Source organism: Streptomyces sp. NPDC102274 (assembly GCF_044766385.1).
Classification (GTDB): Bacteria; Actinomycetota; Actinomycetes; order Streptomycetales; family Streptomycetaceae; genus Streptomyces.
The window spans coordinates 224670-236812 of the sequence record NZ_JBIWLW010000010.1 but is presented as its reverse complement, the minus strand read 5'-3'; the positions used below and the strand labels follow the sequence as shown (position 1 = coordinate 236812).

At 72.4% G+C, this 12143-nt stretch carries 9 protein-coding genes; 5 read left to right on the top strand and 4 right to left on the bottom strand.

The window, feature by feature from the left end; translation table 11 throughout:
• Positions 1 to 123: 123 nt before the first annotated feature.
• On the bottom strand, positions 124 to 1131 hold the full coding sequence (locus ACIRQP_RS16900) for a hypothetical protein (protein WP_403889933.1): 1008 nt from the start codon (positions 1129 to 1131) through the stop codon (positions 124 to 126).
• A 614-nt stretch (positions 1132 to 1745) separates the two neighbouring features.
• On the opposite strand from ACIRQP_RS16900, the gene ACIRQP_RS16895 reads away from it, so the two are divergent.
• The 3 genes from ACIRQP_RS16895 to ACIRQP_RS16885 all read left to right on the top strand — a co-directional run bounded on the left by ACIRQP_RS16895 (position 1746) and on the right by ACIRQP_RS16885 (position 6198).
• The gene (locus tag ACIRQP_RS16895) at positions 1746 to 3230 is read left to right on the top strand and encodes an FGGY family carbohydrate kinase (RefSeq protein ID WP_403889930.1); all 1485 of its coding nucleotides are present in this window, start codon (positions 1746 to 1748) and stop codon (positions 3228 to 3230) included.
• Between the two features lie 122 nt (positions 3231 to 3352).
• Positions 3353 to 4873, top strand: a complete 1521-nt coding sequence (locus tag ACIRQP_RS16890; protein ID WP_403889927.1) for an FAD-dependent oxidoreductase — start codon at positions 3353 to 3355, stop codon at positions 4871 to 4873.
• Entirely contained in the window at positions 4870 to 6198 is a 1329-nt protein-coding gene (locus tag ACIRQP_RS16885; protein ID WP_403889924.1) for an NAD(P)/FAD-dependent oxidoreductase, read from the top strand. The genes ACIRQP_RS16890 and ACIRQP_RS16885 overlap by 4 nt, the downstream gene beginning before the upstream one ends.
• A gap of 38 nt (positions 6199 to 6236) precedes the next feature.
• On the opposite strand, the gene ACIRQP_RS16880 is transcribed toward ACIRQP_RS16885, so the two are convergent.
• Positions 6237 to 6812, bottom strand: a complete 576-nt coding sequence (locus tag ACIRQP_RS16880; protein WP_403889921.1) for a hypothetical protein — start codon at positions 6810 to 6812, stop codon at positions 6237 to 6239.
• Between the two features lie 397 nt (positions 6813 to 7209).
• Here ACIRQP_RS16880 and ACIRQP_RS16875 point away from each other — a divergent pair, with 397 nt between their 5' ends.
• On the top strand, positions 7210 to 8955 hold the full coding sequence (locus ACIRQP_RS16875; protein ID WP_403889918.1) for a TIGR03767 family metallophosphoesterase: 1746 nt from the start codon (positions 7210 to 7212) through the stop codon (positions 8953 to 8955).
• Between the two features lie 209 nt (positions 8956 to 9164).
• Positions 9165 to 10421, top strand: coding sequence for a DUF4032 domain-containing protein (locus ACIRQP_RS16870; RefSeq protein WP_403890055.1), 1257 nt, complete (start codon positions 9165 to 9167; stop codon positions 10419 to 10421).
• Between the two features lie 62 nt (positions 10422 to 10483).
• On the opposite strand, the gene ACIRQP_RS16865 is transcribed toward ACIRQP_RS16870, so the two are convergent.
• Both ACIRQP_RS16865 and ACIRQP_RS16860 read right to left on the bottom strand, forming a co-directional pair.
• Complete coding sequence (locus tag ACIRQP_RS16865; protein WP_403889916.1) at positions 10484 to 11509, bottom strand: NAD(P)/FAD-dependent oxidoreductase; 1026 nt, start codon at positions 11507 to 11509, stop codon at positions 10484 to 10486.
• Complete coding sequence (locus ACIRQP_RS16860; protein WP_403889913.1) at positions 11506 to 12030, bottom strand: isoprenylcysteine carboxyl methyltransferase family protein; 525 nt, start codon at positions 12028 to 12030, stop codon at positions 11506 to 11508. The genes ACIRQP_RS16865 and ACIRQP_RS16860 overlap by 4 nt, the downstream gene beginning before the upstream one ends.
• Positions 12031 to 12143 lie beyond the last annotated feature (113 nt).

The following is a 12143-nucleotide window of genomic DNA, read 5'->3' as shown; positions in this document are numbered from 1 at the left end:
GGCCGGTGGCGAAGTGGACATGGAATGTACCTCCGGTAAGAAACAACACATTGGTAGACGGGGACGGGTACGGGACGTGCTGCCGAGAGCGGAGGGACACAGCGGCACCGCGGCGGGTGCCGCTCAGCCGGCCGGCCCGTCCCGCTGGTCGCGGGCCGCCGCGAGACACCGGCTGCGGGCGCGCAGGAACACGTCCTCGGCCTGCGCGGCGTCGCCGGGGCTGCGCGTACGATACGCCCACGGCACGGAGGCGTAGTAAGGCCCCAGGGCCTCGAACACCCGGGCTCCTTGCCGGAATTGGAGCGATCCCCACAGGGCGTGCCCCAGCTGGTTGAGGTCGAGCAGCGAGGCCTCGGCCAGCACCGCGTGGTCGAACCACAGCTGAAGGGCCCGCAGCGCGTCACGGGTGGCGTCCTCCGTGACCCAGTGGAGGTCGAGCGCCTTCTCGTGGCCGTTCTCCCGGCGGTAGCGCTCCACCCGTACGAACAGCGGCATGACATGCAGCGCCGAACCCTCGGGCGCCGAAGAGGCCGCCCACTGGACGAAGTTGACCGCCTCCGAGAGTGATCCGTCGGCCCGACGCGCGTAGACGAACTGGAGCATCCGGTGGTATGCCTCGCGGTTGTACGGATCGCGCTTGTCGGCCTCCGCGAGCAGGGCCCAGGGACCGGGAAAGAGCATCGGCCCCGGCGGCGCCAGCCGGTGTTCCTCCAGCCGCTGTCTGCCGTCGAGTTGGGACAGGGCCAGCAGACATACCCAGGGCACCGGGTCGGCGGGGGCGTGGCGCGCGGCCGTGCCGCACGCCTCCCATGCCTGCTGCCACAGCTCCTGCGTGCGGGAGTGTCCCTCGCGATGGGCCCGTACAGCGCGCTCCACCAGGACGCGGGTGTGCATCACGAGTGCGGCGACGCTGCCGGGCTCTTCGGACAGCCAGGCCCGTACGGCGTCGGAACCGGCGGCGACGGTGGCGAGTACCTGGGTGCGCTGGGTCCACAGGGACCACTCGGGCGTCTCGGCGAGGAGGTTGCGCATCGAGACCCAGCGTCCTGTACGCAGATCCTGGACCGCGGCGCGCAGTTCGTTGTCGTGACCCGCCGGGTGGTAGACGGGGCGCATATTGTCGCTCGCCATCAGCTCGGCCCCGTCCGCGCGCGCGAGGACGGCGGCACGGGGGACAGCTGCGCGGGCGACAGCGGCACGGGGGACGCTAGCACCGGCCCTCCGTTCCCGGACCCGGTGGCCCGGGGACCCGTGGGTGACAGGCACTCCCCCGTTCCGGGATCCCGGAACTCCCGTGCCGCGGCGGCCTGGAGGCGCGGGCCACCGCGGGCTGCCTACAGGACGTACTGAGCCGGGCACGACCGAAGAGGCGCCTGGCTGAAAATATGTTCGTCATAGATCCTCTAGGACGGTGGGGGGTGGAGCGATCCGGCGTCGTCGCAGAAGGCACGGACCTGCCGTGCCGCAGGTGAGGATGAACCGAAGAGCACTCCCTGCCACTGCGGCGATCAGTGTAGGGGGCGGAAAGACATGGCTCGAACACTTTGCTGATCTTTCGCAACTCTCTGTTGATCAAAGAAGGTTGGACTTCTTCCGGCGGCGGCGCCCGGACGTTTTCCCGGACCGCCGGGCCGGGCCGCCGCAGCACCCACGCAGGGACGGTCCGGAGAACCCTTGACGCCCGCTCTGACCTGCACCACGCTTTCGCTCAGCGATCACGACCCGCCGCGACCGAAGAACGGGATATGCCGCCAGTCCAGCACTCGCCCCGCACCCGCGCCGGCTCAATCACCCGGCCGGTGCTCGCCGTCGACCAGGGAACCTCATCCACCAAGGCGCTGGTCATCTGCCCCGAACGAGGCGTGATCGGTACGGGTTCCGCTCCGGCGCCGCCCCGCTACGGCTCCGGCGGACTGGTGGAGGTCGATCCCGCCGTCCTCCTCCGCTCCGTGCTCGACGCCGGGCACCAGGCGCTCGCGGACGCGGCGGAGCCGGTCGCGGCCGTCGGTCTGGCCAACCAGGGCGAGACGGTGCTCGCCTGGGATCCGGCTACGGGTACGCCGCTCACCGACGCGATCGTCTGGCAGGACCGCCGCGCCGAGCCGCTCTGCGCGGAACTCGCCCCGTACGGCGACCGCTTGAGGCAGCTGACGGGGCTTCCGCTGGACCCGTACTTCGCCGCGCCGAAGATGGCCTGGATCCGGCGCGAGCTGACCCGCGAGGGCGCCGTCACCACCAGCGACTCCTGGCTGATCCACCAGCTGACCGGCGCGTTCGTGACGGACGCCGCAACTGCCGGGCGCACGCAGCTGCTCGACCTCGACCGGGTCGACTGGTCGCCGGAGGCGCTGGACATCTTCGGGCTCTCCCACGAGCCGCTGCCCCGTATCGTCGACGCGGCGGGACCGGTCGGCACCACCAGTGCCTTCGGCGCCGAGATCCCGCTGACCGGGCTGCTCGTCGACCAGCAGGCCGCGCTGCTCGCCCAGGATGTGACCGAACCAGGATCCGCCAAGTGCACCTACGGCACCGGCGCGTTCCTGCTCGCGCAGACCGGCGGCCTGCCGCGCCGGGGGACATCGGGGCTGGTCAGCTGTATCGCCTGGCGGCTGGACGGACACACCAGCTACTGCCTCGACGGACAGGTCTACACGGCCGCGTCCGCCGTGCGCTGGCTGACCGGTCTCGGGGTGATCTCGGGTGCCGCCGATCTCGATACGGTCGGCTCCGCCGTACCGGACAGCGGTGGCGTGACCTTCGTACCCGCGCTCGCGGGGCTCGCGGCGCCGTGGTGGCGCGGCGATCTGCGCGGCTCGATGACCGGCCTCGGCCTGGACACCGGCCCGGGGCAGTTGGTACGCGCGCTGTGCGAGGGCATCGCCGCCCAGGTCGTGGAGCTGGCGGACGCGGTGGCCACCGATCTCGGCACCCCCCTGACGAGCCTGCGGGTGGACGGCGGGCTGACCCGGTCGGCACTGCTGATGCAGACCCAGGCCGATCTGCTGCAACGGCCCGTCGAGGTCTCGGCGTTGCTCGATGTCACGGCGCTGGGGGTGGGCGCTCTCGCGCGTCTCGGTCTCGACCCGGCGCAGTCGTTGCGGCAGGTGATCCCGGAGTGGAAACCCGCGGCTGTCTACGAGCCGAGGATCGGCGCGGACGAGGCGGCGGAGCGTCTGGGCGTCTTCCGCGCGGAGGTGGCCGCACTGCTCGACCGTACTCCTCCGCCCTGAAGTGCGGCGGTCCGAAACGCGACAGCTCGGACCGTACCGAAGAGAACCACAGCGAACTGACGCGAATCGAAGAGAACCGAACCCCGGCCCGGACCTCCGTCCCGGCTCGGACCTGGAGCACCATGACTGTCACGACCTCGGGCACGCTGCCGGACGAAATGTACGACGTCGCTGTCATCGGCGCCGGAGTGGTCGGCACGGCCATCGCCCGTGAACTGTCCCGTTACCCGCTGCGGATCGCGCTGGTGGAGGCGTCCGACGATGTCGGCGACGGCACGTCGAAGGCCAACACGGCCATTCTGCACACCGGTTTCGACGCCGTGCCCGGTTCGCTGGAGTCCCGGCTCGTACGCGAGGGACAGCGGCGGCTCGCGGAGTACGCCGCCCGGACGGGGATCCCCGTCGAACCGCTCGGCGCCCTGCTCGTCGCATGGGACGAGGAACAACTCTCCGCGCTGCCCCGGCTGGCGGAGAAGGCCGAGCGCAATGAGTACCACGAGACACGGATCATGGGCGCGGAGGAGCTGTACTCCCGTGAGCCGCATCTCGGCCCCGGCGCGCTCGGGGCGCTCGAAGTCCCCGGCGAGAGCGTCATCTGTCCCTGGACGACGACGCTCGCGTACGCCACCCAGGCCGTCCGGGCCGGGGCGGATCTGCATCTCAACTGCCGGGTGGAGGGCGTCGCCGGCGTGCTCGGCGACGAGCCACCGCACGAACTGACCACCGGCCGCGGCGTGTTGCGGACGCGCACACTGATCAACGCCGCCGGACTGTACGCCGACGAGATCGACCGGCTGCTCGGCCACACCGACTTCACCGTGACCCCACGGCGCGGTCAGCTCCTGGTCTTCGACAAGTTCGCCCGCGATCTGGTCCGGCACATCCTGCTGCCGGTGCCCACCGCGGTCGGCAAGGGGGTGCTGGTGGCGCCCACGGTGTACGGCAATGTGATGCTCGGCCCGACCGCCGAGGATCTGGCGGACAAGACGGCGACCGGATCGACGGCCGAGGGGCTGGACTTCCTCCGGGAGAAGGGCGGACGGATCATGCCGGAGCTGCTCGACGAGGAGGTGACGGCCGTCTACGCGGGACTGCGCCCCGCCACCGAGGACGACGACTACCGCATCCGCTCCCATCCCGGGCAGCGCTACATCACGGTGGGCGGTATCCGCTCCACCGGGCTGACCGCGTCCATGGCGATCGCCGCCCATGTCGTGGAGCTGCTGGCGGACTCCGGCCAAGACCTGGGCGCGGCACGGGAGCTCGAACCGGTACGGATGCCGAATATCGGCGAGGCGTCGCCACGGCCGTACGAACGCGCCGATCTGATCGCGGCGGACCCGGAGTACGGCAGGATCGTCTGCCACTGCGAACGGGTCTCGCGCGGGGAGATCCGCGACGCCCTCGCCAGTACCGTCCCGCCCCGCTCGCCCGAGGGGCTGCGGCGGCGCACCCGCGCCCGGGGCGGCCGGTGCCAGGGCTTCTACTGCGGCGCCGCCGTGCGTGCCCTGCTCGCCGCCGAAGCCCCCGAAGCCCCGGAAGCCCCCCTCGCTTCCCAAGCCCCGGGCGCGTTCGGCACGCCCGGTACGCCCGGCCCGTCCGGTGGCGGCGAACCATCCCAGCGGCCGGAGGTCGGACCATGAGCGCGACAGCGGACCGGGACGCAATGTCCTCCGTCCCGAGCCCCGGCCGACGGCAGCGCTCGGTCGATGTACTGGTGGTCGGCGCGGGTCCGGCGGGTCTGGCCGCCGCCGCGCGACTGGCCGCCTCGGGCGCCGGTACGGTCGAGGTCGTCGACCGCGAGGACGAGGCCGGCGGCGTCCCCCGCCACTGCTTCCACACCGGATTCGGTGTGCGCGATCTGCACCGTCCGATGAGCGGCCCCGCGTACGCCCGCCACTGGCGCGATCTGGCGACCGGCGCGGGAGCGACGCTGCGCACCGGTGTCTCCGTCACCGGCTGGGCGGGACATCCCGGGCGCGAGGTCTCCCCCGGCGGCCCGGGGCCGCTCACCGTGGAGACCACCGCACCCGAGGGCCTGGAAAGCCTCTCCGCCGGGGCGGTCGTCCTCGCCACCGGCGCGCGCGAACGCCCGCGCGGCGCACGGCTGGTGCCGGGGACACGGCCGGCCGGCGTGTTCACCACCGGTGAGCTGCAACAGGCCGTCCATCTGCACCACCAGCGGATCGGGCTGCGGGCCGTCGTCATCGGGGCCGAACCCGTCAGCTACTCCGCGGCGCGCACCCTGCGCGGCGCGGGCGTGGAGATCGCGGCGATGGTCACCGAACAGCCGCACCAGCAGTCCTCCTGGGCCTCGGGCCTCGGGGTCCGGCTGCGCCACCGCGTGCCACTGCTCACCGGCACGACCGTCACCGAACTGCTCGGCCGGGGCCGGCTCACCGGGGTCGCGCTGCGGCACGACGACGGCAGGACGACCACCGTCGGCTGCGACACCGTCGTCTTCACCGGGGACTGGATCCCCGACCATGAGCTGGCCCGCCGGGGCGGGATCGCCCTCGACCGGGGCACCCGGGGTCCGGCGGTCGACACCGCGTTCCGTACGGCCACGCCCGGCGTCTTCGCCGTCGGCAATCTGCTGCACGCCGTCGAGCCCGCGGGCACCGCCGCCCGGGAGGGCCGGCTCGTCGCGGGGCCCGTGCTGCGGTATCTGGCGGACCGCGCGTGGCCGGGCGGACAGGTGTCGGTGGAGGTGGACGCGCCCCTGCGGTGGGTCGCGCCGAACCGTATCGACCCGCGCGGTCCGCGCCCGCCGCTGGGCCGCTTCACGCTCCGTACGGCGCGCTCGGCGGACCGGCTGTCGTTCCTCCTCGTCAGCCAGGACGGACGGGTGCTGCACCGGGAACGGCTGCGGCGTGGCGCGGTGCCGAACCGCCCGCTGTACGCCTCCGCCGACTGGATCGACCGCGCCGATCCCGGCGGCGGCCCGGTCGTGATCAGCACAGGCTGAGCCCGGCCCCGGTGCCGCCGTGGCGCGTGCGTACGGGCTCAGAGACCGTCGGACCCCAGGACCGCCGCGTAGAAACCGGCACGCGCGGCGAGCGGGGTCAGCTCGCCCGCCCGCACGGCCGGGAAGCGGACCAGCGGATAGCAGTCCGACTCTATGTCGAGCACGGCGAGCGCCACGCCCAGATCCAGATGGAGCCGGCCGGCGTCATTGAGGAAGGCGGCGGTGTCCAGCGGCGCCCCGTCCGTTCCATCCGTGTCCTCCGGATCGGCGAGGGACCACGGGTCGACGGCGGGACGGGATTCCAGGGCCCGGAGCTGACGCCTGATCTCGTCGCCGTCCTCCTTCCAGTCCACCTCGGCCAGCAGCCCCTGGGCGGTGAGGGCGTCGACGAGCGCGATCCACGCGAGGTTCTCGATGGGCGCGTCGATGCCGCGGCGGTCGAGCCGCGTGGCATGCGTACGTACGTAGGCGTCCGGATCGTCGTACGCGTACAGGACCTCTTCGGCTACGGCCGCGCGGCCGGGCGCGAGGAGCTCGGCCAGCGCGACGAGCGCCCGCGCGACGGGGGCGGACGCGGACGGGGAGGCAGAGGCGGGGGCGGGACGATCCGTCATGATGACAGCTCCTCAGAGGTCGGCTCAGGGATCAGCGCGGAGCGGGAACCAGCGCGGGGTTCAGGGAATCCAGGCGTCCCGAGGTGGAACACCGGCCCGGGAATCACCCTCCCACGGGGGTCTGACAACCGGCCCGTTCGCACGGGGCCGTGGGAAACGAGGCCGTGGGAAACGAGGCCGCCCTTCCCCGCAGAGTGAACGGTGAGTGACCGGCTCCGGTCCTGTGGCCATGGGCGCGGCGACGGTTCGTCGACACGGTGATCCCTGTGTGGTGATCGGTGTTGGCCGTTGGAACGTCGTTCACGCGCAGGCCACGCCCAGTGTCAACCATCGAGGAGTAGCCAGGGGGCCGTCCCCGGCGCGCTTGTTGATGCGCTCGCACTCGGGAGGCCGCAGAATGACACGCATACGCTCCGCAGTCGGCGCCGTCGACCGCCGCTCCTTTCTCACCGCCACCGGAGCGGTCGGCGTCTCCGCCGGGATCGGACTGGCGCTCGGCGCGGGCGGCGGTTCCGGGGAGGCGGCCGCCGCGCCCGGAGCGACCGCCGCACCCGCCGTCCCCAGCCCCCGCGGCCCCGTGGCGCCCGCCACGCCCATCCGTACCGTCCCCGCCCGTACGACGCTGGATACGGTGGCCGCGCCCCGCGACAGCGCCGCGGCCTTCCGGCGGCTCGGCGACGGTCCCGGCTGGCGCCGGGTCGTGCGCGAGACGCTCGCGGCCCCGCGGCCCGGCCGCGCCCAGCGGCGTACCGTACTCAGCTCCTTCGTCCAGCTCACCGATCTGCATCTGGTGGATGTCCAGCACCCGGTGCGCACCGAGTATCTGCGCTCGCAGCAGCTCTCGGGATGGCGGCCGCAGGAGGCGCTCACCGTGCCGGGGGCGGTGGCCCTGATCGAGCAGATCAACGCGCTGAAGGCCGGGCCCGCGACCGGGGCGCCGCTGTCCTTCGCCGTGACGACGGGCGACAACACCGACAACAACTCCCTGGCGGAACTCGACTGGTTCCTCACGGTGATGAGCGGTGGCCGTATCTCCCCCAACACCGGTGACCTACAGCGCTACGAAGGGGTGCAGAACTCCGACGAGCGGTTGTTCTGGCACCCGGAGGACTCCGGCCGCGACACCGACAAGCGGCTCGGCTACCCCCGTATCGACGGGTTCCTCGCCGCCGCGATCCGTTCCGTGAACAGCCCGGGGCTGCGGATCCCGTGGTACTCGACGGTCGGTAATCACGATGGTCTGGCCAGTGGGGCGATGGCCGACCGGTCCGGCTTCCTCGCGGAGTTCGCCGTCGGTGCGAAGAAGCTGTACGGCATCCCCGACGCCGAGGCCAAGCAGCTGCTGAAGCTCCTCTCGAAGGGCGGGGACCCCGACGGGGCGAAGCTGATCGACCTGCTGCGCCGCTCGAAGCGCGCGATGCGATCCGTCACCGCCGATCCGCGCCGGGCGCCGTTCGGTGCGCGTGAGTATCTGACCGCACACCTCGATCCGGCGCGGGCGGGCGCCGGTCCGGCCGGCCATGGCTACACCGCGGCCAATCTCGACAGCGACACGCTCCACTACACGTTCCCGATGGGCGAGAACGTCACCGGCATCAGCCTCGACACCACCGACCGCGGCGGGCACTACACCGGTTCGCTCAACACCGCCCAGCTCAACTGGCTGAAGGACAAGCTCACGGAGCACCGGGACGGCTACGTCGTCATCTTCAGCCATCACAACAGCTGGACGATGACCAACACCCACCCCGATCCCGCCCACCCCGGCGAGTCCCGGCACAACGGCGACGAGGTCCTGGCGCTGCTCAAGCGGAACCGCAATGTGCTGGCATGGGTCAACGGCCACAGCCACCGCAACGCGATCCTTCCGCACGGCAGCTTCTGGGAGATCTCCACTGCCTCGCACATCGACTTCCCGCAGCTCGCCCGGGTCATCGAGATCACCGACAACGGGGACGGCACGCTCTCGCTGTTCACCACGCTGATCGAGTCGGCGGCGCCGCACGGGACCGACTTCGAGGACCTCTCGCAGACCGGTCTGGCCGCCCTCTACCGGGAGCTGTCGCACAACGCGCCGGGTTCGACCACGGCCCCGGCGGGCAAGTCCACGGACCGCAACACCGAGCTGCTGCTGAGCCGCTGACACCCCCGGCCGTGGACACCCGCGGCCGTCGACACCCCTGGCCGTCGACACCCCCGTCCTCCGACACCTCGCAGGAGATGACACCACTCAGGAAGGGACGCACAGCCATCCTCCCCGGTCCTGCCTCCGACCACGCGCACCGGACCCTGCACACTGTCCAGGGCGGTTCCGGATCCGGTGCCCGCCCGACGACCGCCGTGGGAGGCACGATGCCGCTGCAGATCAGCGCGACCAACCCGGAGCAGCCGGCCGTGCTGCTGGATCTGCCGTGGAACACCCCGCTCGACCGGTGGCCCGACGAGTGCCTGGTCGCGCTCCCGCGCGGTATCTCGCGCCATGTGGTGCGCTTCGCCTCGGCAGGGTCCGAGATCGTGGCGGTCAAGGAGATATCGGAGCGCGGGGCGGTCCGCGAGTTCGGTCTGCTCCGCGATCTGCACCGCCTCGGAATCCCGGCCGTGGACCCGGTCGCGGTGGTGACCGGACGCGTGGACGCGGACGGGGCACCCCTGGAGCCGGCGCTGATCACACGGCATCTCAAGGGATCGCTGCCGTATCGCTCGATGTTCGAGTCGACGATGCGGCCGACCACCGTCAAGCGGCTGATGGACGCGCTGGCCGTGCTGCTCGTACGACTGCATCTCGCCGGGTTCGCCTGGGGCGACTGCTCGCTGTCCAACGCGCTCTTCCGGCGTGACGCGGGCGCGTACGCCGCGTATCTGGTGGACGCCGAGACAGGGCAGATCCAGCAGAACCTGAGCCGGGGACAGCGCGATTACGACATCGAGCTGGCGCGCGTGAACATCGCCGGGGAACTGATGGACCTGGAGGCGTCGGGCGCGCTGCACCCCTCCGTCGACCCGGTGCCGTTCGGCGCGGCGATCGTCCAGCGGTACGAGGATCTCTGGCACGAGGTGACGCGCGAGTCGGTGTACCCGGTGGACAAGCGGCACTACATCGACCGACGGATCCGCCGGCTCAACGATCTGGGCTTCGATGTCGCGGAGATGCAGATCGAGCGCTCCCCGGTGGGCGACACGGTCACCTTCCTGCCGAAGGTGGTGGACGCGGGCCATCATCAGCGGCAACTGCTGCGTCTGACCGGCCTGGACGCCGAGGAGAACCAGGCGCGCCGGCTGCTCAACGACCTGGAGAGCTGGATGGCGGGCGAGGAGGACTACGCGCCCGGCGATCCGCTGGGGGCGCGGCCCGAGGTCCTCGCCCACCGCTGGGTCCGCGATGTCTTCCGGCCGACCGTACGGGCCGTACCACTGGAGATGCGCGGCGAGATGGACGCGGCGCAGATCTACCACGAGGTGCTTGAGCACCGCTGGTATCTGTCCGAGGCGGCGGGGCGCGATGTCGGCCTGGAGGCGACGATCGCGGACTACATCGTGAACGTACTGCCGCACACGGTCAAAGCGATGACGCCCCCGGGGACGGACACGACGGGCGATCTCTCGCCCTGACCCCGGGAGCCGACGCTCCGGCCCGGGGCACTGCCCTCTCACTGGAGGGCGCGCACCGCCGCTCACTGGAGGGCGCGTACCGCCGCCGCGAAGACCGAGGGCATCCGGGCCGCCGCCGGGACGATCAGCCGGGCTCCCGCCGCGTGACCGCTGACCTTCAGCAGTCCCTCCGTCAGCATCCGGTGGCGCCGGGACAGCGCGCGCCACCGCCGCTCGTACTCCTGCGGCCGACCGGCCCGCAGACACCGTACGGCCGCCTCCGCCGAGGCCAGCGCGAGCGCGATCCCCTCGCCGGTGAGGGCGTCGACATAGCCGGCCGCGTCGCCGACGAGCAGCACCCGGCCCGCGCTGCGGCGGCGTACCCGCTGGCGCAGGGGGCCCGCGCCGCGCACGGCGCCGACCGGCTCGCCGTCCAGCAGCGGGAGCAGCCGCGGGAATCCGGCCAGATGGTCGTCGTAACCGCCCTTCACCGTGGTCAGTACGGCCACCCCGACCAGATCGTCCGCCACAGGTGTCACATACGCCTCCCCCGCCCGCCCCGACGACGACCAGTGGACCTCGACGAAGTCCGTCCAGGGCTTCATGCGGTAGTGCCGCCGCTGCCCGTACCGCCGGGGCCGCCGGTCCGGGAGGTCCAGACCGAGGCGGTGGCGTACGGGTGAGCGCAGCCCGTCCGCGGCGACCAGCCAGCGCGCCCGCAGCCCGCCCGCGGTCACGGAGTCCGCGTTCTGCTCCACCTCGCCGACCCGGCCGGTCACGGTCCTGGCGCCGGCTTCGGCAGCCCGTCGTGCCAGCGCGGCGTGGAGTTCCGTACGCCGCACCCCGAGCCCGGGTCCGTCGTCGAACGGCGCCTCGGCCCGGTGGTCGCCATGGACATAACGGATGCCGCGCAGCGGATGGCCCGGGAGCGGGTCGAGGCCGAGGGCGGACAGCGCGCGTACGCCTTTCGGCATCACGCCTTCGCCGCACGCCTTGTCGACGGGGGTGGTACGGGGTTCGATCACCACCGTCTCCAGACCGGCCAGCGCGGCATGGACCGCGGTGGCGAGACCGGCGGGTCCGCCGCCCACCACCAGGAGATCGATCACGGCAGGGCGCCGGCGGTGGCGGACTCCAGCGCGCGGTTCTCGCACCGTATCCGGATCGTCAGCAGCACCGCGTTGAACGCGGTGAACAGCAGCGCGGTGATCCAGGCGCCGTGCACGAGCGGCAGCGCGATCCCCTCCGCCGCCACCGCCACATAGTTGGGGTGCCGCAGCAGCCGGTACGGGCCGCCCGTCACCAGCGGAAGTCCCGGCACGACCAGCACCCGGGTGTTCCAACGCGGGCCGAGCGTATGGATGCACCACCAGCGCAGCGCCTGCGCGGCCAGCACGACTGCGGCCATGGGCCAGCCGAGCGCCGGGTCGAACGGCCGGTCGGCCAGCCACGCTTCCGCGAGACAGCCGAGCAGCAGCAGGGTGTGCAGCGCGACCATCGGCGGGTAGTGCCGCCGCCCCCGCTCGACGGCGCCGCGCGCCAGACTCCAGCGCGCGTTGCGCCGGGCGACGACGAGTTCGGCGACGCGCTCCGCGCCCACGGCCAGTACCAGCGCGGTGTACCAGATCATGTCTCCCCGTCCCTCCGTCTCATCTCCCCGCCCCGCTGTTCTTCGCCCCGCCCCTCCGCCTCTTCCCCCCGTCCCTCCGCCTCTTCTCCGCGTCCCTCTCCGCCGGTGCCGCC